Source organism: Streptomyces longispororuber (assembly GCF_024448165.1).
GTDB lineage: Bacteria > Actinomycetota > Actinomycetes > Streptomycetales > Streptomycetaceae > Streptomyces > Streptomyces longispororuber_A.
Genome location: NZ_JAMOLN010000173.1, coordinates 1 through 23,783, shown reverse-complemented (window position 1 = coordinate 23,783; position 23,783 = coordinate 1). Strand labels below are relative to the sequence as shown.

Genomic DNA, 23,783 nt, shown 5'->3' with positions numbered 1-23,783 from the left:
ACCGCGTCGAGGAGCGCCGGCGCGGGCGTGCCGGTCCCGTACGCGTCGATCGCGACGTGGACCTCCTGGACGCTGCCGGTCCAGCGGATCTCGGCGGCGGCCCGCTGTACCCCGGGCAGGGCCGAGGCGAGCGCCGCGTAGTCCTCGGCGGTGACGGCCCGCAGCCGGCTGCGGCGCAGGTCGAGCGGCGCCAACTGCCGTACCTGCTCCAGGGGTTCGGGCTCGCTGCCGCCGAGTGCGGGCAGCGGGTTGCGCACCCCGGCCACCGGCACCGGAGCGTCGTCGTCCCGGCGGACGACCAGGTGGTTGACGGCCTCCGCGCCCACGTTGCCCGCGGTGCCGCCGCCGAGGCGGTAGCGCAGTTCCAGGCGGGCGCCCGGGGCCGGGCGGGCGCCGTGCAGGCCGTCGCCGAAGCGCAGCGCGACGCGTCCGTCGTCGTCGAGTTCGCCGACGAAGTGGCGGTCGCGGGGGCCGCTGTCGAGCAGGTCGCGGCGGGGTTCCCAGACGTGGTCGCCCTCGTGGACGCGGACGGCGGGCAGGGCGTGGCGCGGGTCGTGGCCGAGGGCGGCGGTGGCGGGGCCGCGCAGGACGGGCTCGTCCGGGTGGAGTCCGGCCGCGTAGGCGGGGCCCCAGCTGTGGGCGATCTCCCAGGCGATGTGTCCGGGCAGGACGGTGCCGGCCCGGGCCCGGGCGGTGAGGACCTCGATACGGCGCAGCTTGTCGGCGATCAACCGGTCGCTGCGGTGCAGGAGTTCGCGCAGGGCGCGGACGGGGTGCCGGCGCAGCTCGCACCGCTCGACGGTCCTCGGTCCGTACACGACGGTGAGTTCGGCGATCTCGGCGTCGTCCAGGCCGTCCCGGTCGCGGGCGCTGCGCCACAGCTCGGTCAGCCGCTGTTCGACGCGGCCGGGGATCGCGGCGAGCCGGTCGGCCTGGCCTCCGCTGACGTGGGCCGGGTCGGGGAAGGCGACGGTCTGGGCGACGGGCGTGCGGCCCGGGGCGGGGTGGAAGCGGGGCACGAGGCCCGGGTACACGGACTGCGCGAGCAGCGTGGTGAGGGCGTCGGCCTGGGCGTGGGCGGTCGCGGGGACGACGCGCTCGCGGCCCTGCTGTCCGGCGCGTTCGAGGCCGATCCCGGCGCGGGTGACCGCCGCCTCGCCGACGACGTCGAACAGTTCGCGGACGTCGTCCGCGCCCAGCGGTGTGCCGCGGGTCGCCCGGTCCGTGAGAGCGGTGACGAGCCGGGCCGGTGCGTTGCCCTCGTCGTGGTCGGCGCAGCCGAAGGCGGGCGTGTCGCAGCCGCCGGTGACGGCGGGGACGTGCGGCACGTCGACCGTCTCGGGCAGGCCGTCGTCGCACCAGGTGAGGGACCGCCCGTGGTCGACGAGGACCACGTTGCCGCGCGCCACGCCCACATCCTCGACGGGTGCGCAGTGGCGGCCGCCGAGCGTGGTCAGTGCGAGCGGGAAGCGCAGGGCGTCCTCGGCGGCCCAGGTGACCTCCAGGACGGGCTGGTCCTCGATGCGGTCGACGCCGGGGGTGACCGAGGTGAGGCGGACGGCCTGGCGGTGGGTGGGGTCGGCGTCGCCGGGGGTGCCGGTGCGCGGGCCCTTGACCTCTTCGAGGATCAGTACGTCGCCGGGGTGCAGGTCGAGCCGCCGGTCCCGGCACAGCTCGGGGTCGCGCCACGCGTCGCGCAGCGTGGCGGCGGTCGCCCCTGCGGGCAGGACGCACGTCTCGCCGCCCCAGGTCCACAGGCGGATGGTGTTGTGCGCCTCCAGCAGCCGCAACGGCTCGGCGGCGGCGACCGGTTCGAAGACCTCGACGGCGCCGCGCTCGCTCAGGTCGGCGAGGTCCCGGTCGTCGATGACGGTGCCGGGCCGGGGGGTGTCGTGCGGGTCGAGGACGCGACTGTCGACGGACGCGAAGCGGAAGGTCCCGGGCAGCAGGGTGTGCTCGCCGGCGGTCTCCACGGCGACCCAGGCGCGGGCGCTCGCCCCGTCGTGCATCGCGTAGTCGATGAGGCGGACGTGGCGGCGTACGGAGATCCTGCGGCGCGCGGTGTCCAGGTACGCCTCGGTGGCGACGGCGTCCTGCTGATGGCTGATCAGATCGCCGGTGTGGGCGAGCAGTTCGACGAGGGTGGTGCCGAGGTCCGCGGGGTTGCGCTCGACCCAGTCGGGGGTGGTGAGCGCGAGCCGGTCCAGCAGGAGCGTGCGGATGGTGTCGTAGTCGCGGGCCGTGTAGTCGATGACGGGCGCGCCGGCGACGGCGGGCAGGGTGCCCGCGACCGGTGGCGCGGGGAGGTCGAACCCGTCCTGGGGCTCGGTGTCCTTGCAGTCGAAGGGGGTGGGGCAGTCGGGCCGGAAGGCGAACGCGGCGCTGTGGTAGCGCTGGTCGAAGCCGCGGAAGGGCACGTCGCCGGGCCGCCCGTACGCGTCGGTCTCCACCACGGAGAGCCGGTAGCGGGAGGTGTCTCCCGCCCGGTCGAGGGTGACGTACAGCCGGTCGTCGAGCTCCGGGTCCTCCTCGCGCTCGACGCTGACGTCGACCGCGGTGAGGCCGGTGACGCGGCGGCCGCCGTCGATGCGGATGTTCTCGGGGCACAGGCCGTGCGGGGCCTTGCCGAGGAAGCCGACGGTGAGGGTGCGGCCGTCGTCGCTCACCTCGACGGCGTCGACCCCGTTGAGCTGTGCGGCCCTGACCTTGGCCCGCCGGGCGCCGTTCGTCGTGCTGCTCACGCCTGGGCCCTCCCTTCGAAGACGTCGTCACGGCGGGTCCCGGTGGCCCGTACGGCATAGGTGAGGTGGACGCGGACGACGTTCTCGTCGCTCTCCATGTCCAGGGCCTCGACGTCGATCAGGTCGCCGAGCCAGCGCTGCAGGGAGGCCTGGACGGACAGTTCGAGGGTGCTGGTCAGTTCGGGGCTGTTCGGGGAGAAGACCAGGTCGAGCAGGCCGCAGCCGAAGTCGGGGCGCATGACGCGCTCGCCGGGGCTGGTGAACAGCAGTTGCTCGATCAGGTCGCGGACGTGCTCGGCGTGGTCCGCGTGCGCGGTGCGCCCCCGCCGGTCGACCCGGAACGGGAAGGCGATGTCGCTGCGGACCCGGGTGCGTCGGCTCATGGGACGGTCACCTCTCGCTGTGCGGCCTGGACGAAGGGCGGCCCCTGGACGAGGCCCGCCGCCGAGAAGCACAGGGCGGCGGAACTGTCGAGCAGCACGGGCTCGCCGTCGACGGTGATGCCGGTGTCGGTCGCGGTGAAGCGGATCGCCGCGCAGGGCGAGGGCACACCGTCGACGGTGTGCGGGCAGCCCGCGACCACGAAGGTGTGCGCTCCGGTGACCACCGGTACGCCGTCGAGCAGCACCGTCGCGTGCGATGTCGATGTGGTGGCCGTCGCGCGGCCGCCGTGCGGGCAGCTGATCACGGCGTTCTCGCCGAGCAGGCTCCCGGACGTCCCGGATGTCCCGGACACTTTGATTCGTTCCCCCGTCTTGTTCACTGCTTGGTGGCCACGGTCAGGCCCTTGCCGATGGTCACGCGCCGGCCCTCGAGGACGATCTCCGCGCCCTCTCCGGTCGCGATGGTGATCTTTTCCTTGGTGATGTGGATGTACGAGCCGCCCTCGGCCTGCAGCCTGATCCCCCGCTCGGCGCCGGGCGCGTCCGACATCACGATCTTGTGCGCGGCGGGCGTCTGCACGACGACCGGTTTGTGCTCGGACGGCTGCGCCACCAACGCCCGGGCGTCCGGCGGCAGTTCGCCGGCGTCGCCGTACCAGCAGCCGGTCCAGACCGGGAAGCTCGGGTCGCCCTGCTCGAACTCCACCCAGACGCCGGTGCCCTGGGACGGCACGACGAACTGTCCGGCCTCGGGTCCGGTGAACGGCAGGCAGGGCAGCGCCCAGGTGGACGCCTCGTTGCCGAGGACGTCCGGGACCTCGACGGTGACCCGGCCGAGGTGCAGCGGGTCGTTGTTGTCCACGACCCGGCCGCGGAACTTGCCGAGGTAGCGATTGCTGGGTGCCGCCATGCTGAACTGCTCCTGATGTGTGCGGTGGTGCCGGCTGCGGGTGGTGGGTCAGGGCCGGACGGTGTCGCTGCGCGCCTCCAGGCCCTCGCGGGAGAGCGTGAAGTTCTGCTGGAAGGAGCCGGGCCGCAGGTTGTGCGTGACGGACTTGACGTAGTAGTCGCCGTCGTAGGCCCGTCCCGTGCCGCGCACGCCCACCAGTTGGCGGGGCTGCAGCAGGTATCCGTGCCGGTTGACGTCGAGGGAGCCCGAGCCGCTGATGACGTCGGCCGATGTGGCGGCCTGTGCGAGGAGTTGGGCCTCGGCCTGCTCGCGCGACTGCTTGGCGGTGCCGGACAGCGTCTTCCGTTTGAGGGCGGGGGTGGGCCGCTTGCCGAGGGGCGGCCGCAGCGGGGTGATCGGCGGCTGCGGCAGCAGGGCGGACCGCCGGGTGGCCGGGTCCTGCACGCGGGCCTGCGGCTCCTGCCGGGCGGTGCCGTCGTAGGCGAACGTCAGCTGGTCGACGGTGGAGTTGGCGTCCATGTTGACGTTGAGGGCGTGCTGGCGGATGCCGAGCCGGACCTCGGGGCCCCAACGGGCCGACGACTGACCGGGGTTGGGCCCCGGCTCCAGGTAGAAGGTGTAGCCGTTGGCGCGGGCGAGCTCGTTGACGTAGCTCAGATCGGTGCCGGTCTGGTAGTGCACCCGCAGGTCCTGGTGCGGCGGCTGGGCTATCTGCTCGCGGTACACGTCGGGCCGGATGCCGTACTCGGAGTAGCGGCGCAGGATGGCGAGGACGCGCTCGGACGGCGGCAGGTTGGGGTACCGGTCCGTCCGCTCCTCCAGGTCCATCAGGAGGGTGAGGTCCTCGCCGGTGACGGTGAGGGTGGAGTGTCCCGGCTGGTTGCTGGACCCCACCTCCTGACGCACGATCAGTCCGTCGAGGAGCACCTCGGGCGTGCCCTTGATGCTGACGGTCACGATGACGCGCGTCTTCGGGTCGAAGAACCCTTCCGGCAGGAGGGTGCGGCTGATCATGCCGTTCTTCGTGAGGTCGAAGGCGAGCTGGAAGCCGCTCCTGTCCCCCGCCGTGGCGGTGATCTGCGCGGACAGCAGCGCCTCCGCGACCTCCTGCGGGACCGGCCGGGTGAGCTGCGGCCCCATCTGCAGGGTGATGTGGACGGGGCCCTGCCCCACGGGCTGCTCAGACACGCCGGTTCCCCTGCGGGAAGCCGCCGGCCAGCGGGACGTCGATCTCCCGGCCCGCCTCGGCGGTCAGCTCGGCGGGGTCGAGCACGGGGTTGGCGTCGGCGATCTGCCACCACTGTGCCGGGTCACCGAAGTAGCGCTGCCCGAGCAGGTCGGGGCGCTCGCCGGCGCTGACGGTGTGCGGCTGGGTGTCGTCCTCGGCGGGCAGCGGCGGCAGCAACCGCCGCTTGGTGTACCGGACTTCGGTGCCGTCCGGCTGCCGGTGGATCCCGATCTCGGCGTCGTGGTAGCGGCTGGACCGCGGGTACGGGTGTGCGCCCGGTATCGCGTCCATCGCGCTCTCGTACGGCTCGGTGTCAGCCATGGCGGTTCCCCGCCCCCTCCCGGTCGATGTCCTTGGCCGGCCTCGGAATCCGCGTCGCCGTCACCCCAGCACCCCGTTGAGTCCGAGCGCGCCGAGGCTGCCGCGGCGTGCGGCGCTCGCGAGGCGCTCCTTCTGGGCGAGGTGCGCCATGTAGAGGTCGGCGCCCAGGTGCCCGGCCGGCAGGTCGCTGACGCTGAGCACCCTCAGGCCGATGCTCAGCGAGGCCCTGATGGGGTTCAGGTTCACGTCGAACGCCGACTCGTTGATGGAGAGTTCGGTGAGCCGTACGGGCATGACGCGCTTGCTCCCCCACGTGAAGAGGGTGAGCGGCATCTCGATCGGGCTGATCTCGATGGTCCCGTTCTTGGCGAGCCGGCTCGCTTCGCGCAGTTGCGCGGTGCTGGGCTGCACGAGCATTTCCAGGGTGGCGAGCTGGGGGTGGATCCCGTCGGGCGCGGCGATCTCCAGCTGGTCGGTCGCGTCGATCTCGGCGGTGAACTTCCACGTCTCCTGGGCGGGGCCCTTCAGCCGCAACGCCTCGTTGCGGTCCCCGTTCCCGCTCCCCCCGCCACCGGAATCCCCTCCGGCGCCCGCGGTCTGGGGCGCGAGGCTGCGTTCGAGGGTGTCGGGGTTGAACTGGAGCACGATGATGCGCTGCGGGGTGCCGCGTTCGGGGTCCATGAGGACGATGCCGGAGCGGATGGGCTTGGGGATGTCGGCGTAGCGGGTCATCGGCGGGCCTCCAGGCGGCTCACGAACGGGGCGTAGTCATGCCGCGGGAAGAGCTCGGGAAATACCTGCAGCATGTCTCGCATGTCGTCGAGAGCCGACTGATACTCGACCTCCTGAACCGGGGGGTCTTCGACAAAGAGGTACTGCCAACCGTAAGTCCCCTTGGTCACCAGCAACGCATCGAGATATTCGTCGTAACCAATGTCCAATTTCGACACACCATGGGTTCCGTGGTAGTACCAGACCTCCGGCTTCGCCACCCCTGGATTGATACGCAAGCCCGCTAGAGAGCCGCCTCCACCTCGGGGATGCCGGTCACACACACGCAATTCAGAATAGATCTGGCGCTCTTCCTCCGGCGTCTCGTCCGTGATCAGCTCATCAGCCCCGTCATCGAACATCACAGTGGCGATGTGGTCGATGGAGAACTCACCTGTCAAATACACTCCGGGACGCTCGATCGCCCAGTAGCTGGACAGTCCGTCGAACCGCATGTATGTCCGCCGAAGCGACGCATCAAGGTGGATCCCGAGCTCATCGGCGATCATCTCGAAGGCAGTCGCCGCATCCCCGGTGATCTCCGAGACAGGCCGACGCTCCTCGTGGAACACCTGCACCTCGGCGCTACCACTCAACTCGTCAAGCATGGCCAGGTAGCGCTGCTCATATTCGTTCAGGGTCGACAAAGTTCATCCCTCTAGTTGTACCGGATGGAATTCTTCTTGATTTCGATATTACTCATCTCGCCAACGAAGTCCGACAACTGGCCCGACGGCAGGGATCTCTTGTACGACGTCATTTTCTGTTTGAGCTCACCGAAGCTCTTGTAAGGAGACAGCAGGACCACGGCCTTGGCGAACGTCGGCCCGACACCGAAGTACTTGGAAATCCTTGCCGGGCTCCGGCCATTGATGTTGAACTTGCTTCCGCCACGCCCGGGAATCTCGATGTTGTCCCGCTCATAGGACACACGCGTGGGCTTTCGCACCCACTTCTTGTCCTTGACGTCGTACCCGCCCCACTGCATGCCGATGACCTTGGGATATCCATAATTCGGGTCTGTCGCGGTGTCGGAGTGGAACGACACGTTGACCCGATACCAGATCATGTCCTCGTCCCGGGCGGCGCCCGCAATCGCCGCGTGTGCGGGACCTTCAACCCGATAGTGGAACTTGGTGTTGACTTCTGGGCCCGGGGCCGGAACGAGGTTGGTCCCCCTGGCGGTTCCTTCCAGTTTTTCGGTGAGGAGATGCATGCGCACCCACGTGGTGGGGGTCGGCGGCATGGTGTCCCATCCGATGGGGTTGCCACGCCTCGCCTTCGTCGATACCTCGCCTCTCTTGATGTCCTTGTTGATACCGGTGGCCTCAAACCCGGACGCGCGGTGACCATCGGTGAATTTCGGAATCACCGTGGGCAACAACGGCGGCTTCGGATCCTTCTCTCTGCGGGCAAGGAGGGAGGCCAGCTGGTCCAGCTGGACGCCGAGCAGTCTGGCGGCAGTGACTGCGGCCGGCGTGGCCTTTGTGGTGCCCGTCGGCGGCAGCTTCTTCTGGAGGTCGATCGTGCGCTGCAGGGCCGCGCGAGCACGTCTGAGGAACTCTGCCTGTGTGCGCCCGGCTTCGGTGCCGCGTTGCGGCTCGATGTCCTTTCGCCAGGATTCCAGGTACGCGCGGATCTCTTCCGGGTCGCTTCGCATGATGAGATCGGCACCTCGCCCCCGGCCGCGGTACGAGAGCTTGTGCCTCTCGCCGTTCCTGGCCACGAACTTCGACGTGGGCATCGCGTAGTCGCGGGTGGGTTCGTGCTTTCGCCCCTTCCGCGACCGGTCGTCCTTGTCCCGGCGTTGCCGCGACAGGCGGTCCTTGATGCGCCGCCACAGTTCCTTCAGGCGGCGCGCGAAGTTCTTGAGCTTGTCGAGCATGTTCCGTGCCTTGTTCCCCAGCCGCCGCAACGCCCTGCGCACCTTCGCCAGCGCGTTCTTCACCGCATCGCGGGCCCTGCTCAGCAGACTCGGCTTCTTCTGCTTCTGCTTGTCCGCCGACTTCCGCTTCTGGCCGGGCGCGTCCTTGTTGGGCCGCTTGCCGTTCTTCGCGGGCTTGCGTCCGTCGGAGTGCTTGTCCTTGGACTTCGTCAGGTCCGGCCGCTTGTCGCCGGGCTTCTTGTCCGTCGGGCGCTTGCCGTCGGGCCGCTTGTCGCCCGGGCGGCGTGAATCCTTGCGGTCGGACCGCGGGCCCCGGCCGTCGGGGTCCTTGGGGTCCGTGCGCTTGGTGGGCCTGGGCTTCAGATCGGGAACACGGTCGTCGTCGCGGTCGCCCTTGTCGCGGTCCCTGCCCCCGTCCTTCGCCGGCGACGACTCGTCCTTCTTGGGGTCCCGCTTCGGGTCGTTGTCCGGAGCCTTGTCGGGGTCCTTGTCCGGGGCCTTGTCCGGGGCCTTGTCCGGGCGCTTCTTCGGGTCCGACTCGGGGTCCTTCTTGGGGTCCTTCTTGGGATCGGATTTCGGGTCTGACCTCGGGTCCGACTTGGGGTCCTTCTCAGGGTCCTTCTCGGGGTTCTTCTTCGGGCCCCCGCCGGGGCCCTTCTTGCCCAGCTTCGACGCCTTGCCGCGCAGCGCCTTCGCCACCTTGCCCAGGTACTTGCCGACCCCGCTGACGAGCCACTGGTAGATGAGTTCCAGGAGAGCGACGACGCCGGAGGCCACGGCCTTCGCGAACGGCAGTGCCCCGTTGCCGCCCTTGACCGCCTTGAGGAAGGACATGAACAGCCCGAACGCCCGCAGGACGGACGAGAGCGCGTCGTACGCCGTCTTCAGGGCGTCGATGACGGCCATGACCCAGCCCGCGCCCGGAATGAGCTTGGCGACCACCTTGGTCACGATCAACTCACCGATGATCATTGGGAGTTGTGGAAGCGCCTCGTCCCAGGCCATCTTGGCCATTTCTTCCTTGGAGGTGCCGCCCTTCACCAGTCGGTTGAACATCTCCATCGGGATTCCGATGAGTTGCTGGACCTTCTGGTTGAACCACTCCTTGACCGCGGCCTTGATCTCCGTGAAGAGGTGCTCCTTGGCGCCGGTCACGGCCGCGTCCTTGGCACTGCTGATCCAGCCGCCCGGGTCGCTGAGGATGTCCGTGGCGATGGCCGCCCACTCGCCCAGCCCCTTGAGCAGCGCGGCGCCGAGCTCCATCGCCTTGACCGTCACGGCCTCCGCCACGCTCACCGCGGCCAGCAGGCCCTTCTCCAGGAGGTCGAGGCCGGCGAGGAGCATGTCACCGAAGGCGTCGATCAGCCTGCCCGCGATCTTCTTGAGCTTGTCGGCGAACTGGTTCACCTTTCTGACCGCGGCGTCGCGCAGACCGTTGATGGACTTGCGCCACTTGTCCCGCATCGCGGGATAGTCCTTGAGGAGTTCGTCGCCGAGCCGGATCAGCGCGTCGGCGAACTCATTGATCTTTCCGATGACCCACTTGCGCGCATCGTCGATGAACTTGAAGACCTGCTTCTTGAAGTCCTCGATCACGCCCTTGACGAGATTGCGGGCCTTCTCGAAGACGTCCTTGATGGCCTTCTTGAGCTTGGTGAACTGCTCCTTGATCCAGTCCAGACCCTTCTCGAACCAGTTCCTGGAGTCCTTCTTGCCGTCGTCCCGCTTCCGGACGACCTCCTTCTCGGAACCGGTGCGCTGGTCGTCGATCTTCTTCTGGTCGTCCTTGGTCCGCTGGTCGACGTCCTGATCGGTCTTGTCCTGCTTTTCCTTGATGTCCTTGCGGGCCTTGGTGAACTGCTTGCCCTTCCTGCCGTCCACCTCGCCGAGCTTGTCGTCCTGTTCCTTGCGCCACCCCGCCCGGGAGCGCGCGATGTCGGACCGTCCCTTGCTGCGGGCGGACGCCTGCTCCTGCGTGCTCGTGTCGATCTCGCGCTTGACGTCCCGCTGGTACTGACGCCGGTCGCGGCCCGCCTTGGTCTCCTTCTCCCGGCGCGCGGTGGCCATCTTCTGCCGCGCCTGCCCGAAGGCCTGCTTGATCTGGGGACCCTGCTCGTGCTCGGCCACCGCGGACACGGCCTCCACCGGCAGGCCCGCACCCGGCGCACCGGCCGGGCCACCACCGTCGCCGCCCCGCTTCCCGCCCCCGCCGACCTTCGCGGTCAGCGTCTCCTGGGGAACGTCCGGGAAGATCTCGTCCTCACCCATCGGACGGGCCGCGTCATCCCGCCCGGACTCGTGCAGTTCAGCACTCTTGTCGTCAAGAAGCCTGGCCTGCTTGTCCGTTCGCTCCGGGTCGGAGTCGTCCTTCAGCGGCAGCTTGGGCGCGTCGCCGACCTTCGTGCCCTGGAGTCCCTTGTCCGTCGTCGGCACGTCGTCGATCGAGCCCGTGAGCTTGTCGAGGGGCAGCAGCTTGGAGAGCAGCTTCTTGCCGAGCCCCATGAACAGGGCCTTGCCGATGTCCCACCAGCTCGGCTCGTCCATGTTCGCGGCGGGCAGTTCACCGCTCGGCGTCTTCTCGCCCTTGATCTCCGGTGTGTCGCCCTGCGCGGCGTCGGTCTTGCCGACGCGCTGCGAGGTGTACGAGCCCGGCGCGGAGGGCTTCGGGCCACCGCGCAGGCTCTTCGGCGAGCCGACGGGCCGATCCATCGTGGGCGGCGCGTCCTTGAGTTCTCCGCGGTCCTTGGCGACGGAGCGGCCGACCGCGCCGTCGACCCCCTTCAGCGTGGTCAGAGCCAGGTGCGGCTTGAGGTTCGCCGCGGCGGACAGTCCGGCTTCAGGGGTGGCGTTGCTGACGTTCGGAGCCGTGGCACCCTTCTTCGGCCTGGCTGCCCCACGACCCGCTCCGCCGCGCGCTCCGCCACCGGCACCACGCGCACCGCCACCGCCGCGGGAGCGCGGGGCGGCCTTCACCGACACGGGCGTGTCGTCGTCCTGCCGCGCAGGCTGGTGCCTCGGAGGGTCATCCGCACGAGGCACCGCCGAGCGGGTCTCCTCGGCCACCGGAGTCACGCCCGTGTCGCCACCGGCCGCCGGGGACGCGGCCGGCGTGGGTCCGGTACTCGCGGCCGGCGCGGTGGAGACCGCCTTCGCCGGTGCCGCCTTGCCACCCGCTGCCGCTCCGCCACCGGAGCCGCCTCCACCGGCAGGGACTCCGCCCGCGGCATTCGTGTCCTGCCCCTGCGCGTCGTCCCGCGCCTTGGCCAGCCTTCCGGCCGGCGCCCTGCCCGGCCCGGCGCCCTCGGCTGCCGCTCCTTGCTCCTGTCCCGTCTCTGAGGCGAGGCCGCGGTCCACCGCTTCGCCCTTGGCCTGCGCCGCGTCGTCCGTGTCCTTCTCGGCCGGATCGCCGTCCGGCTCCGCCTCGGTCGCGGAGTCCCCGGGCTCTTCCTCGGTCTCTTCCGCTTCTTCTGCCTCTGCCTCTTCGTCCATCCCGTCCAGGGACGACGACAACGCCTCGACGTCGTCGGCCGTCATGCCGGGTGTGGGCGCCGAGTCCGCCGCGCCGCTCCGCCGGTCCTTGCCGACGGGCTGGTTCAGGGCGCCTTCGGTGGTGGCGTCAGCGCCTTCGGGGGTGGGCGGTTCCTGCTCGGCCGTGGCCCCCGTGCCGGCGTCGTCCTCCTCGGCCTCGGCGTCGGCGAGCAGTTCCTCCAGCTCCGCGAGTGCTTCGCTCTCCCCGCCTTCGTCCGACGCGGTCGACTCGTCCTCGGGGCCGCGCCCGTCCGCGCCGTCCGTCTCCCGCCCGGTTCCCGCTCGGGTGTCGCTGCGTTCCGCCGCGCTCTTGTCCACCGGTGCGGGCTTCGTGGCTCCGGCCTGGCGTGCCGCCGGCTCCGCCTTCTTGTCCTCGACACGGCGTGACTGTGCGGCGGCGTTCTGTCCCGGCGCCGGTTCCCCCTGCTGGGCGGCGTTCTTCTCGCCACCGGCGCCAGGTCCCTGGGCACCGGCCTCGGACCCGCCCTCCTTCTGGAGCGGCTTCGCCTCACCGGCCTCCTGCGGTGCCTGATCCTTCTGCTCGTCGCGCGGCGCCGCGCCCGCCTGTTGGCCGGCAGCGGGGCCGCCGGTGCCGTTCGCGGACTCCTCGGTGCCCTGGGACGCACCGTCCTCGGCACCTCTGGACACGGCGTCCTCGGCCCCCGGGTGCTCCGCCTTGCGGCGCTGCGCCGCACGGATGCGCTCGCTCTCCAGCTCATCCGCCTGCTCCAGCCTGGCACGCCAGGCATCCTGGTCACCGCGCCGTTCCTGCTCGATGCCCTCCAGCGCGTCGTCGACGCCGTACGGCGCCCCTGCCGCCTCGGCCGGCAGGGGATCCTGGTCCACCCCGTCGACCAGTTCGAGCAGCTTGTCGTGCTCCGGCGTGGGCAGCCGGATCTCCAGGCCGTCCAGCACCGCGTCCTGCAACTCGGCCGGCATCCTGGCCAATTGGAGCCGTGCCCGCCCGGACGCATCCGCGGGGTCGCCGCGGAGCGAGCGCAGCACACCGTTGACCAGGCGGTCGACCACCGTCTCGGGGTCCAGCTGTTCGGCTCGCATACGGTCCGCGTCGACCGTCGCGTAGCGCATCCAGCCGGGAGTGGCCTGCCCCTCCACGACCTCCGGTGTCCGCGCCGGATCGGCCGCCTCCTCGGCGCGTACGAGCTCCTGCGCGGTCGACTCCGCCTCGCGTTCGACGGCCTGCTGCGGCGTGCTCACCGCGCCCCAGTCGCGCCCCGCCCGCAGCGCCCCGAGTCCTTCCGGGTTCTGCACGGTGTGCAACAGCTCGTGGGCGAGGAGGCGTTGGCCGTCGGTGGTGCCGGGGCGGTAGGCGCCCTCGCCGAAGAAGATGTCCTGGCCGACCGCGACGGCGTCTGCGCCGAGCAGGTCGGTGAGGACGCCCGCGTCGCGGTCGGTGTGCAGGCGTACGCGGCCGAAGTCGTGGCCGAGCTGTTCCTCCAGTTCCCTTCGGACGCCGGCGTCGAGGGGCTGACCGGCGCCGCTGACGATGTCCTTCGGCTCCGGCGCGCGGTTCCTGGCGGCGCGTTCCTTGCGCTTCTTGCGGCGCTGCTCGGCGGACTGCTCCGCGCGCGCGTCCTGGGCCTGGGCGCTGCTCACCGGGTCACCTCCCCGCGTCCGGAGAGCCCTGCGTGCACCGCGCGGGCCAGTTCCTGGCCGAGGCGGCGCGCGGACAGGCCGGCGGGCAGCGGCGGCAGGCCGGCCAGGCCGTCCACCGCGAGGGCGCCGTCCGCGGCGAGGGGCACCCCGTGTTCGCGGACGAGGCGGGACAGCTCGTGCTCGAAGGACGCGGAGACCCGGTCGGGGTCGACGCGGAAGCCGTCGAGGACGAGCTCGCCGACGTCGATGCGTATCTCGCGCGGGTCGCGCTTCACACCCATCCGCGCACCTCCGTCGGCGTCAAGGAGCGTTCCAGCTTGAGGTATTCGGTGCGGGCCGCGGCGAGCATGTGCCGCATCTGCAGCCGGTCGCCCTCCTCTGCGGCGAGGAAGGCGCCGGACAGCGCGATGTTGCGGATCGAGCCGCCCGCGACGGTGAGCTGGGCGAGCAGATCGGGTTCGATGCCCTTGACCGGGGTCTGCGGCGGCAGGACGCGGCGCCAGATCTCGGCGCGCTCCTGCTCGGCGGGGAACGGGAAGTCGACGACGAAGCGGATGCGCCGCATGAAGGCCGTGTCGAGGGCTTTCTTCATGTTGGTGGTGAGGATGGCGAGGCCCCGGTAGGCCTCCATGCGCATCAGCAGGTAGCTGACTTCCAGGTTGGCGTACCGGTCGTGGCTGTCCTTGACCTCGCTGCGCTTGCCGAACAGGGCGTCGGCCTCGTCGAACAGGAGCAGCGCGCCGCCGCGTTCGGCGGCGTCGAAGACCTTGCGGAGGTTCTTCTCGGTCTCGCCGATGTACTTGCTGACGACCTGGGAGAGGTCGATGACGAAGAGGTCCAGGCCCAGTTCCTTGGCCATGACCTCGGCGGCCAGGGTCTTGCCCGTGCCCGAGCCGCCCGCGAAGAGGGCGGTGACGCCGAGGCCGCGGCGCAGGGTGCCCGCGAACCCCCACTCCTGGTGGACCTTGGCCCGCTGCCGGACGTGGGCGACGATCTCGCGCAGCACGCTGGTCTGCCGCTCGTGCAGCACCAGGTCGTCCCAGCCCGCCCCGGGCTCGATGCGCCGCCCCAGCTCGTCCATGCCGACGCGGGCCTCGCCGAGACCGGCCCGCCAGGCGAGCCGGGCCCCGTCGAGCTCGTCCTCGCCCGGCAGGTCGCGCCGCACCGTGGCGGCCGCCGTGCGCACGACGTGCGGGGGCAGCTGGAACTGTGCCACCAGGGAGCGCAGTTCACTTTCGTCGATGTCGACGACTCCGTCGAACTCCCGTGTCCAGAGCACCAGTTGCTCCTCGTCGTCGAGGTGCGGCACGGTCACCCGCTCACCGCGTGCCCGCTCCGACGCGCGCGGATCCGCACTGGAGACGACGACGGGCACGGCGGCCCCGGCCAGGAACGCCTCGGTCGCCGCCCGCTGGTCCCGGTCGAGTTCGCCGACCTCGACGAGCAGGGCGGCCGGGAGCAGGATCGCCTCGCGCTGCCAGAGCCGGGCGAGGGCGTCGCGGGCGACGGGGTCGGTCGGGATGTCCTCGGCGTCCATCGCGTAGATCCCGAGACCGGCGCGGGCGGCCGCCGCGGCGGCGATGTCGGCGCGGCTGCGCAGATCGCCGCCGACCAGCTCGACGAGGAGCGGGGCGTTCGGCCGTCGGCCCGCCGTCCAGCCGGCGGTGACCCGGTCCGCCGCCAGGTCGTACGAGGGCGGGAGTCCGTCGACGACGGGCGTGCGGCGCAGCTGCCCGTGCAGCCGCGCGTCCAGGTAGGGCGAGCCGAGCAGGAAGTGCAGGATGCGCTCGTCGAGCCGGAGCCGGGACGTGGTGAGCCGCGACTCGTCGTCCAGCTCCACCAGACGCCAGCGGCGCAGCGGCGCGACGGGGGTGAGGGCGCTCCAGTGGGGTTCCCCGAGGGCGGCGAGGGCCAGCGAGAACGTGGGGTGGGCACGCTCGGGGTCACCGCTCGCGGCGGCGCAGCGGGCGGCCGCGGTGGGGTCCAACTCGTGGGCGGCGGTGAGCAGGACGAGGTCACGCTCGAAGGGCGTGAGGCCGAAGCAGGAGGTCAGGGCCGTGAGGGGGGCGGCGGTCACGGGCGCGCTCTCGCTCTCCGATACCTCCGGCACGTCCGGCACGTTCGCTACGCGGCCGGGGCCGGTCGGCTCGTCCACGGGTGGGGCGGGGGCGGCTGCCGCCGAGGACGCCGAGGCGTCACCCGTCGAGGACACCGAGGCCACCGGACCGGCGCCACCCGTCGAAGACACCGAAGACCCCGAAGGCACCGAAGACACCGCGTCGGAGCCACTCGCCCGTGCCGCGTGCGCGTCCACGAGGGCCAGTACCCGGCGGATCTCCGCCATCAGCCCCGGGGAGCCACCCCGCTCACCGGCCGCAGCCGGTCCGTTCGCCGTCACGCCCTCACCTGCCCCGTCGTCCGCCCGCACGCCGCCTCAGCTCTCCGTGTCCGCGGCGCCCGCGTCCCCGACTTGCGGCGGGCCCGCCTGCGCGTTCTTGGCGGCGCCGCGCGCCGTGGCCTTGCGCGTCCGGGCAGCGGGCTTGGCCGCGGCCGTCTTGGCGGGAGCCTTCGCGGAGGTCTTGGCCACCGTCTTGCCAGGGTCCTTGCCGGGCTCCTTGCCGGGCTCCTTGCCGGGCTCCTTGGCGGGAGCCTTCGCCGGGGTCTTCGCGGACGGACGGCCCTGCGCGGCAGCGTCGGTACCGGCAGAGACGACACCCGCACCGGAATCGACACCGGCACCGGCACCCGTCGCGCCGCCACCCCCACCCACCGGCCCCGACACCGAAGGCCGGGGCGCGCCCGGCGCTCCGAACGGCAGCACCCGCACCGTGTGCCGCTCGACGGGCGTGGCCGGGGCGGGCCGTTCGCGGCCCTCGATGAAGACGAGCGTCGCCTGGTACACCACGGACAGCGAGTACGGCGTCTGGTGCAGCATCCCCCACAGCTTCGACGTCTCGTCGATGTCCATCACGGTGGGCGTGAACCGCACCTTCTGGACGGCTTCCCCCAGATCGCTGCCCGCCAAGTACGGCTTCTCACCGGCCAGTTCGATCATGTCGGCGGGCAGGACGGGTATCTCGTGCAGGGTGCGCACCACGGAGCCGATGAGCCGCTGCCCGACGAGCGTGGTCTCGTCGCCGTACGCGCTGATGACGTAGTGCAGATCGAGGGCCGCGGCCGGACGCTTGACGAGCCGGCCGTCGGACGCCCTGGTCGGCAGGTCGTTGTTGCGCTGCGAGGTGTTGGGCGTGACCTGGTAGAGGAACACCGTGACGGTGGGCTCCGTCGGCGGATCGGCCGGCGGCTTGCGCGGTTCGACGTTGACGGCGATGTCGATCTCGGGTTGCAGGTTGTCCTCGATCAGCAGGGCGAGGGCCTGGGTGACATGGGCGAGTGCAAGTGCGTTGCTCATGGCGTCAGTTCCTCAGTCCCTCGTTCGGTGCTTCAGGTCGTGCTTCATGTCGCGCTTCACGTCGCGCTTCACGTCGCGCTTCACGTCGTGCTTCACGTCGTACTTCGGGTCGTGCGTCGAGTCGTACGTTCATGCGTCACGCCCCCGCGCGAGGTAGTCCTGGAGGCTCACGGTCGCGCCCTGCCTGACCGGCGCCGAACGCCCTGCCCGCCCCGTGTCGCTCCCCGCCGCGCCGGCCGCCGTGACCTCCAGGCGCCCGATCTGCACGTGCACCACCTGCTCGCCGCCGCCGCGCGCCCCGCGTCGGCCCGGCGACTGCCGCACCGCGTCCCGTGCCGCCGCCGTGTCCACGGCGCTGGGCCGAAGGGGGGCGGGTACGGCGGCGGTTGCGGCCTCCGCACCCGGGCCGGGCACAGCGCGGGACGACCCGTTCCGGGGCGGCGCCCCTGCGCCGCGCTCCCGGACCTCGGTACGGCGAGAGGTGCCGGGAAGCGCGCGCGGCACCGGCGTGGCGGCGGGCCGCAGCAGAGGAGCCTCGGCCGGGGCCGGCGCACCGGGCACCACCCGGGCCGGGTCCGCGGTCCTTTCGGTGTGGACGACGGTGTGGTCGCGCTCCGAGTGGTGCCGCACCTCGCGCGTCATCGACGGTCGCGTCAACTCATCGCTTCCGTAAGGGAGTTGAGTAACCGACGGCTGGATCGGAGCAGCACCGTCGGGCTCGGGGAGTCCGCTGCCGCGCACCGTCTCGACACGCTCGAAAGGACCCGCGAGCCTCGGTCGTACCCGGGCCACGCCGGCCCGCGGCACCGCTCCCCCGGTGTGCCGGGCCAGCAGTCGGTCGAAGTGGTCGGGGGCACGCGTGTCCGGCGCGCCCGCGTCCGGGAACTCGGCGCCCTGCGCGCTCTTGGGCTCAGGCATCCGCACACAGCTCCAGGTAGTAGCGACGGCGCAGCGGGCTGAGCGCCAGGATCTCGGGCTCGCTCCAGCCGTAGGCGGTCGCGAGCAGATGGACGTCGAGCAGGACGTCGCGCGCCCAGGCGTCCAGCTCCGTCCACAGGTAGGAGGCGATGTCGAGTTCGGCGCGGGTGGCCGCCTCGCACTCGGGACAGTTGATGTTGAGCGTCACGTCGGCGGCCGGGTCGACGGCCTCGGCGGCTTCCGCGATCCTGCGCTGGACGGCGGCGGGCAGGGCGTCGGCGGGGACGGTTTCCCCGTCGCGCACCGCCGAGACGACGCACCGGGCGAGCAGCGCCCGGCGGGCGCCGTCGGCGGAGAGTGCCGCGTCCGGGTGCCGGGCCGCCGCCGACAGGTCGGCGACGGTCGGCACCCGGAACGCGACGTCCCAGCCGTCCTCGGTCAGCTGCGCCACCGGCTGCTCCGGCGGCCGCAGGGACCGCGCGAACTCCCCTGCGTCCAGGTCGAATTCCATGTCCGCGCCGCAGGCCGAGCAGTCCAGCCTGACCTGCATGCGCTCACCGAACAGGGTCCGGCGCAGCGTGAGCAGATCGGCCTCGCGGGCGCCGACGGGCAGTGCCTGCAGGGTCTCGGTCCCACCGTCGGCGCCGCCGAGTTCGGGACGTGCGGTGCGGTGCAGGAGCAGGGCGCGGCCGGGGCCGTCGCAGCCGAGCCCCGCCTCCCATGTCGCCAGGAGGTCACCGGCCTGATGGACCGTCATCCCCGCCCCCGTTCCGTTCCGAACCGTTCCGAACCGTGCCGCGCCGTGCCGCCGCCCGCGCGGTGGAATCCGTCCGTCGTCGTGCGCCGCGGCCGTTGCCGCGGCGGATCGTGCTGAGTGGTCAACCCGGTGTGGTTCAGGCCGGGTTGAGGAAGGAGGGCTCCTCCGGCTCGGGCACCTCGTAGTCGCGCTCCCAGCCCTCGCACTCCAGCTTCAGGCTCTGTATCGCCACCGCGTTGGCGTTGGCGTCCAGCTCGCCGAGGACCTGGTACTCGCTCGGCCAGGTCCGGTAGAGCTTGTGCGAGACGGCGACCTGTCCGGCCTCGTTGAGGACCTGGATCACGATGTCCTTGCGGAAGTCGGCCAGCGACACCTCGGAGCCCAGACCGGCGCCGACCTGCCAGACCTTGTTGGCCCAGCGGTCGAACTCGGGGTCGTGGGTGACCCCGCGCTCCAGGGTGATGCCCTCGAACTCCGAGCGGCCCGGCGACTTGCGCGGGGAGCTCGGGTCGCCGCCGTGCCGGTGCTTGACGACCTCGGTGGTCCGCTTGAGCGGACTGATCTTGCTGATGCCCGCGACCGTACGACCGTCCCACAGGACAAGGAACTTGAAGTTCTTGTAGGGGTCGAAGCGATGGGCGTTGACGTTGAACTCAGCCATCGGATTCCTTAACGCCTCAAAAGATCTCTAGAGCTCGAACTGCCCGGACGTCTGCTGGATCTTGACGATCACGAACTCGGCGGGCTTGACCGGTGCGATGCCGACCAGGACGTTGACGACGCCGCCTGCGATGTCCTCGTCCGTCGTCGTGTCGTGGTCGCACTTGACGAAGTACGCCTCGCGCGGCGTGCCGCCCTTGAAGGCGCCCTGGCGGAAGAGGTTGTGCAGGTACGAGGAGGCGCCGAGGCGGATCTGCTGCCACAGGTTCTCGTCGTTGGGCTCGAACACGACCCACTGCAGGCCGCGTTGCAGGCTCTCCTCGACGTGCAGGGCGAGCCGGCGGACGGGCACGTACTTCCACTCGCTGTCCAGGGCGTCGGAGCCCTCCAGCGTGCGGGCGCCCCAGACGGTCGGGCCGATCAGCGGGAAGGTCCGCAGGCAGTTCACGCCCAGCGGGTTGAGCAGACCGCTCTCCCGGTCGGTGAGCTTCACCGCGAGGGAGTGCACCCCGGCGAGCCGGGCCTCGGTGCCCGCGGGAGCCTTCCATACACCGCGTTCGGCGTCCGTCCGGGCGAAGACGCCCGCGACCGCGCCCGACGGCGGGAAGGAGCGCAGCCGTCCGGTGAGCGGGTCGGTGAGCTGCAGCTGCGGGAAGTACAGGCCCGCGTGGTTGCCGCGCACCTGGTCGAAGGCGGCGAGGCCGGCGCGTGCCGCGTCCACGCTGCCCCAGGAGTTCGGCGCGTCGACCAGGAGGAAGATGCGCCGCTCCGCGCAGAGCCGCTGGGCCGCGGAGACGACCGTGATCGCCTCGTCGGTGTTCTCGTACGCCGCCAGCTCGGGCAGGACGAGCAGATTGACGTCGTCCTCGCCGCGCAGCGCCTGGATGCCGCTCTTGTCGGCCTCGGAGCCGATGAGGTCGCGCGGCCCGGGCGCCTCGCCGTCCTCGCCGCCCGCGAGCGGGAACACCGGCGGGTTGACCGAACCTTCGAGGCCCAGGTCGTTGGCGCACTCGCCGACGAAGCGGACCACGTCGTCGGGGTCGGTGGAGCCCGCCACGACCTGGACGCGGCGGCCGAACGCGGTGACCTCGACGCCCGCGAAGGCGTGCTTGCCGGGGGCGTCGGGCAGGGCCCGCAGCTTGCGTTCGAGGAGCAGCGCCAACTCGGTGACGGTGCAGGGGGCTTCGCCGTCGCACTCGGGGTCGTAGAGCGTGAACTCGCGCTCGACCTCACCGATCTTGACGGTCAGGTCGACGGCCAGGTCGGGCAGTTCCTGTCCGAACGGCTTGGAGACGGTGCCCGAGGGGTCGGGGCGGCCCTCGCCGACGACGTCGACGCGGATCAGCGCGGAGCCGGAGTTGACGACGGTCGGCGCGTAGCGGCCGTGCGCGGCGTCCATGGACAGGCCGGTGAAGGCCTCCCGGGCACCACCGCGGGCGTCGTACACACGGAGGTTGAACTCGTCGTCCGGGCAGGCCGTGTCGTGGTCGACGGCGATCCGCAGTCCGTCGCCCCAGTGACCCGGCTCCTTGGCGTGCACCTCCAGGACCGGGCATTCGCTGTGGCCCTCGGTGGACTCCAGGGTGACGCAGGCGGCCTTGCCGCTGCCCGCCTTGGTGACGCGGACGATCACGGCGACGGTGCCGCCGTTGCCGAAGAACTGGTGCACCGCGTAGCCGACGGCACTCTGCGCGCTGAGCCCTCCGAAGCGGCGCTCGAACTCGGCGAAGCTGGTGATCCGTACCGGCTGGTTCAGCGGCCCCCGCCGGGTGTGCCCGACGAAGGCGGTCACCGAGGTCGTGACGGTCGAGATGGTGCGGACGCTGCTGGGAAGCTCTTCGACGTAGACGCCGGGATATGTCGGCTTTGCGGCGCTCACTGCATTCGTCGGCATTCCCCCTCCTATCCCTGCTCAGGCACCGGGTGCTGACACCAGGAGACGGCAGGGAGAAGAGGTGGTTCAGGGCACGCGAAAAGGACCACGCCTTGGTCACGGCGAGTCACGCGCACCTCATCAAGTTTCCCCCGTCATTGCCCGGGCGGTTGGCCGCCCGAGCCAAGCGATGCGCTTGTGACTCCTGATGCGTGAGTGCCCAACGAGTATTAATTCCAGGCGAGTTGAGGGGCAAGGCATGTTCCGGTCACGCCACGAGGAGGTTCCGTGAAGAGCCCACGACCACTTGGTGACGGCCCCAGCCCCCGCACCGTCTCAAGGGGTGGACGGTTTTCAGCCACGTAGGGTCACACCCTTGACCCGAACCGCCGGGGCGCACCCAGCCCGACACCCCTCCTGACACCTCCGGGCAGGCGGCAGCCGGTCGAGACCGGCGCACACCTGCCCGGGGGGTACGCGAACCGTACGGGGCCGGCGCTGGAGTCAGGCGGCCCTGGACCGTCCCGCTCGCCTGGCGGGGGCGGGCTCCGGCACGTCCTCGGCCCAGTACGCCTCGTCGTCGGCGAAGTCGGGGGCCTGGAAGGGTTCCGTCGCCGGCGGCGGCGACACTGCGGTGGGACGGTGGGCTTGCTCGTCCGAGGCGGAGAACAGCGACGTCAGGTCGATGAGAGGACTGCCTTTCGGTACGGGCCCCTCGACGGGGCCCGGTGTGCCGTGACACGGCGCATCAGTGCTACAGCTTGGTCATCTTGTCGTAAGGGCTCAGGATCCGCAGCTGCGCCGAGCCGAAATCGACGAGGGCGGCGATCCCGTCCTCGATGCCGATCACCTGGCCGAGGCCGTGTACGTCATGAGTGACCTGGTCGCCCACAGCGAAGTGCTTGGGGGTCGGTGCGACCGGTGCTTTGAACGGGCTGGTGGGCAAATGACGCTTCGGTGCCGCAGGCTTTGTCATGGCTCAGTATGCGCCCACGCGCGCCTCCTTCGTGCCGCCCCTCCCCCCACATCCCACGCCTGACGCCCTCGCCACGTCTCTGACCTGCTATTTCGATACGTGGCGAGGAATCCGCGACTCAGTAAATTCGTGGCACGAAAGGGATATTCAGCGCAATCCGGCGAAGAGATCGTTCTCGGGCACGGGAGCGTCGGTGGTGTCCCGCACCCGGACGAAGGTCTCGACGCCCATCAGCTCGGTGAACCTCTCCTGGCCCATCTTGAGGAAGAAGATGTTCTCGCCCTGACTGGCGTGCGCGGCCAGGGCGTCGAACTTCTGGCCGCCGTACGCGGCGGTGTCCACCCAGGTGGTGATCTCCTCGTCGGGCAGGCCGATCTCGGCCGGCGCGGCGGTCTCGGCGGGGTCCGGCTCCGGCATGTCCTCGCCGAACTCGCGCAGGACCTCACCGAACCGCTGCATCGCCGAGCGCGGCATCGTCGTCCAGTACACCTTGGGGGTCAGCTCGGTCATGGCGAGCGCGGCCATCGTGATGCGGTTGGCCTGGATGTGGTCGGGGTGCCCGTAGAAGCCGTTCTCGTCGTACGTCACGAGCACGTCGGGCCGGTAGTGCCGCAGGAGCTCCGCGAGCCGGGCGGCACCCTCCTCCACGGGGGTCTGCCAGAACGCCCCGGGGGCGTCGTTGCCCGGCCAGCCCATCATTCCGGAGTCGCCGTAGTCGAGCATCTCCAGATCACTGATCTTGAGGATCTCGCAGCTCGACTCCAGTTCCTGGCGTCGCATCCGGGCCACGGCCGCCGGATCGTGTCCGGGATCACCCGGTTTGACACCACCCGGTCCATCACCGCAACTGCCGTCGGTACAGGTCACGAGCACCGTGCGGACGCCCTCCGCCGCGTACCGCGCGAGGATTCCCCCGGTTCCGGTCGCCTCGTCGTCGGGGTGGGCGTGCACCGCCATGAGCGTCAAGGGCCCGTCGTTCATGAATGCGTCCTCCTGCGTGAAACGGCCTCGGTACGGGTCCGGATCACAGCGGGGCGGTCGACCTGCCGGTGTCCCTGCCCCCGCCCGCGCGGCGCCGGTCCCTCGGCAGGTGCAACGTCGCCGAGCGGACCGGCTGTTCCCGTCCCGTACGGGAACGCTCCCGCGGCCGGCCCACAGGGGCCGGACCGTGGCGGTCAGGCCGGGGCCACCGCGCGGCCGGTCTGCGGGGAGATCATGCCGGCGCACAGGCCGCGGGCCGCGAGGCCCTGGGCGATGCGCGAGATCGCGGCGCGGGTGTTGGCGGGCCAGTCGTGCATGAGGATGACCTGGCCGTCGGTGAGCCGGGCGGCGGCCTGCACGATCGCGTCGGTGCTCGCGCCGTTCCAGTCCTGCGAGTCGACGTCCCAGATGATCTGCGTCAGGCCGTACTTGGCGGCGACGGAGCGCACCGTCGCGTTCGTCTCGCCGTAGGGCGGCCGGAACAACCGGGGCGTGCCGCCTCCCCCGGCGGCGATCGCCTGCTGGGTGCGGGAGATCTCGGAGTCGATCTGGGCCTGGCCGAGCTGGGTCAGGTGGGGGTGGGTGTAGCTGTGGTTGCCGACCCACATGCCGGCGGCGACCTGCGCACGGACCTGGGCCGGATCGGCGGCGGCGTACTGGCCCTGGTTGAACATCGTGGCGCGCAGCCCGTTCTGCCGGAGCGCGGTGAGCAGGGCCGGCGTGCTGCCGGCCGGGCCGTCGTCGAAGGTGAGCCCGACGTAGCCGCCGCAGGCGGCGGCCCGCGCCGAGGCGGTGGTGTCGACGGCGAGGGTGCACGCACCG

The 23,783-nt window shown here is 71.2% G+C and carries 20 protein-coding genes; all 20 read right to left on the bottom strand.

Going from position 1 to position 23,783, the window contains the following annotated elements; genetic code table 11:
- The coding region (locus M4J07_RS35790) for a putative baseplate assembly protein (RefSeq protein WP_255979071.1) at positions 1–2,741 on the bottom strand (2,741 nt) is incomplete at its 3' end.
- Positions 2,738–3,124, bottom strand: coding sequence for a GPW/gp25 family protein (locus tag M4J07_RS35785; protein ID WP_255979069.1), 387 nt, complete (start codon positions 3,122–3,124; stop codon positions 2,738–2,740). The genes M4J07_RS35785 and M4J07_RS35790, both read right to left, overlap by 4 nt.
- Positions 3,121–3,477 carry a hypothetical protein gene (locus M4J07_RS35780; protein WP_255979067.1) on the bottom strand — a complete coding sequence of 119 codons (357 nt, stop codon included), beginning with the start codon at positions 3,475–3,477 and terminating at the stop codon, positions 3,121–3,123. Before M4J07_RS35780 ends, M4J07_RS35785 begins: the two co-directional genes overlap by 4 nt.
- Positions 3,478–3,500: 23 nt before the next feature.
- Positions 3,501–4,034, bottom strand: a complete 534-nt coding sequence (locus M4J07_RS35775; protein ID WP_255979065.1) for a phage baseplate assembly protein V — start codon at positions 4,032–4,034, stop codon at positions 3,501–3,503.
- 48 nt (positions 4,035–4,082) lie between these two features.
- Positions 4,083–5,222 (bottom strand): hypothetical protein, encoded by a 1,140-nt coding sequence (locus tag M4J07_RS35770; RefSeq protein WP_255979063.1) that lies wholly within the window; start codon positions 5,220–5,222, stop codon positions 4,083–4,085.
- Positions 5,215–5,583: a hypothetical protein gene (locus tag M4J07_RS35765; protein WP_255979061.1), complete on the bottom strand. Its 369-nt coding sequence runs from the start codon at positions 5,581–5,583 to the stop codon at positions 5,215–5,217. Before M4J07_RS35765 ends, M4J07_RS35770 begins: the two co-directional genes overlap by 8 nt.
- A 60-nt stretch (positions 5,584–5,643) precedes the next feature.
- The gene (locus M4J07_RS35760) at positions 5,644–6,315 is read right to left on the bottom strand and encodes a hypothetical protein (protein ID WP_255979059.1); all 672 of its coding nucleotides are present in this window, start codon (positions 6,313–6,315) and stop codon (positions 5,644–5,646) included.
- A complete protein-coding gene (locus M4J07_RS35755; protein WP_255979057.1) occupies positions 6,312–7,001 on the bottom strand; it encodes a hypothetical protein in 690 nt (229 codons plus the stop codon). The genes M4J07_RS35760 and M4J07_RS35755 overlap by 4 nt, the downstream gene beginning before the upstream one ends.
- A gap of 11 nt (positions 7,002–7,012) precedes the next feature.
- Entirely contained in the window at positions 7,013–13,384 is a 6,372-nt protein-coding gene (locus M4J07_RS35750; RefSeq protein ID WP_255979055.1) for an eCIS core domain-containing protein, read from the bottom strand.
- The gene (locus tag M4J07_RS35745; protein ID WP_255979053.1) at positions 13,381–13,665 is read right to left on the bottom strand and encodes a hypothetical protein; all 285 of its coding nucleotides are present in this window, start codon (positions 13,663–13,665) and stop codon (positions 13,381–13,383) included. Before M4J07_RS35745 ends, M4J07_RS35750 begins: the two co-directional genes overlap by 4 nt.
- A complete protein-coding gene (locus M4J07_RS35740; RefSeq protein WP_255979073.1) occupies positions 13,656–15,728 on the bottom strand; it encodes an ATP-binding protein in 2,073 nt (690 codons plus the stop codon). Before M4J07_RS35740 ends, M4J07_RS35745 begins: the two co-directional genes overlap by 10 nt.
- A 90-nt stretch (positions 15,729–15,818) precedes the next feature.
- The gene (locus M4J07_RS48015) at positions 15,819–16,796 is read right to left on the bottom strand and encodes a DUF4255 domain-containing protein (protein ID WP_305128608.1); all 978 of its coding nucleotides are present in this window, start codon (positions 16,794–16,796) and stop codon (positions 15,819–15,821) included.
- A gap of 129 nt (positions 16,797–16,925) precedes the next feature.
- Positions 16,926–17,714, bottom strand: coding sequence for a hypothetical protein (locus M4J07_RS35730; protein WP_255979051.1), 789 nt, complete (start codon positions 17,712–17,714; stop codon positions 16,926–16,928).
- Positions 17,707–18,471 (bottom strand): T4 family baseplate hub assembly chaperone, encoded by a 765-nt coding sequence (locus M4J07_RS35725; protein WP_255979049.1) that lies wholly within the window; start codon positions 18,469–18,471, stop codon positions 17,707–17,709. The genes M4J07_RS35730 and M4J07_RS35725 overlap by 8 nt, the downstream gene beginning before the upstream one ends.
- Before the next feature lie 136 nt (positions 18,472–18,607).
- Positions 18,608–19,132, bottom strand: coding sequence for a phage tail protein (locus M4J07_RS35720; protein ID WP_255979047.1), 525 nt, complete (start codon positions 19,130–19,132; stop codon positions 18,608–18,610).
- A gap of 27 nt (positions 19,133–19,159) precedes the next feature.
- On the bottom strand, positions 19,160–21,025 hold the full coding sequence (locus tag M4J07_RS35715; RefSeq protein WP_255979045.1) for a phage tail sheath family protein: 1,866 nt from the start codon (positions 21,023–21,025) through the stop codon (positions 19,160–19,162).
- A 483-nt stretch (positions 21,026–21,508) separates the two neighbouring features.
- On the bottom strand, positions 21,509–21,634 hold the full coding sequence (locus M4J07_RS35710; RefSeq protein ID WP_255979043.1) for a hypothetical protein: 126 nt from the start codon (positions 21,632–21,634) through the stop codon (positions 21,509–21,511).
- Between the two features lie 124 nt (positions 21,635–21,758).
- Complete coding sequence (locus tag M4J07_RS35705; protein ID WP_255979041.1) at positions 21,759–21,980, bottom strand: CarD family transcriptional regulator; 222 nt, start codon at positions 21,978–21,980, stop codon at positions 21,759–21,761.
- Positions 21,981–22,127: 147 nt separating this feature from the next.
- The gene (locus M4J07_RS35700; RefSeq protein WP_255979039.1) at positions 22,128–22,961 is read right to left on the bottom strand and encodes a PIG-L family deacetylase; all 834 of its coding nucleotides are present in this window, start codon (positions 22,959–22,961) and stop codon (positions 22,128–22,130) included.
- A gap of 194 nt (positions 22,962–23,155) precedes the next feature.
- Positions 23,156–23,783: polysaccharide deacetylase family protein (locus M4J07_RS35695; protein WP_255979037.1), on the bottom strand; the 628-nt coding region annotated here is incomplete at its 5' end.

Excerpts from the sequence above, each read along its gene's own strand:
- M4J07_RS35785 (WP_255979069.1), bottom strand. The coding sequence starts at position 3,124 with ATGAGCCGACGCACCCGGGTCCGCAGCGACATCGCCTTCCCGTTCCGG.
- M4J07_RS35775 (WP_255979065.1), bottom strand. The coding sequence starts at position 4,034 with ATGGCGGCACCCAGCAATCGCTACCTCGGCAAGTTCCGCGGCCGGGTC.
- M4J07_RS35765 (WP_255979061.1), bottom strand. The coding sequence starts at position 5,583 with ATGGCTGACACCGAGCCGTACGAGAGCGCGATGGACGCGATACCGGGC.
- M4J07_RS35760 (WP_255979059.1), bottom strand. The coding sequence starts at position 6,315 with ATGACCCGCTACGCCGACATCCCCAAGCCCATCCGCTCCGGCATCGTC.
- M4J07_RS35745 (WP_255979053.1), bottom strand. The coding sequence starts at position 13,665 with ATGGGTGTGAAGCGCGACCCGCGCGAGATACGCATCGACGTCGGCGAG.
- M4J07_RS35740 (WP_255979073.1), bottom strand. The coding sequence starts at position 15,728 with ATGGCGGAGATCCGCCGGGTACTGGCCCTCGTGGACGCGCACGCGGCA.
- M4J07_RS48015 (WP_305128608.1), bottom strand. The coding sequence starts at position 16,796 with ATGAGCAACGCACTTGCACTCGCCCATGTCACCCAGGCCCTCGCCCTG.
- M4J07_RS35730 (WP_255979051.1), bottom strand. The coding sequence starts at position 17,714 with ATGCCTGAGCCCAAGAGCGCGCAGGGCGCCGAGTTCCCGGACGCGGGC.
- M4J07_RS35725 (WP_255979049.1), bottom strand. The coding sequence starts at position 18,471 with ATGACGGTCCATCAGGCCGGTGACCTCCTGGCGACATGGGAGGCGGGG.
- M4J07_RS35720 (WP_255979047.1), bottom strand. The coding sequence starts at position 19,132 with ATGGCTGAGTTCAACGTCAACGCCCATCGCTTCGACCCCTACAAGAAC.
- M4J07_RS35715 (WP_255979045.1), bottom strand. The coding sequence starts at position 21,025 with ATGCCGACGAATGCAGTGAGCGCCGCAAAGCCGACATATCCCGGCGTC.
- M4J07_RS35705 (WP_255979041.1), bottom strand. The coding sequence starts at position 21,980 with ATGACAAAGCCTGCGGCACCGAAGCGTCATTTGCCCACCAGCCCGTTC.
- M4J07_RS35700 (WP_255979039.1), bottom strand. The coding sequence starts at position 22,961 with ATGAACGACGGGCCCTTGACGCTCATGGCGGTGCACGCCCACCCCGAC.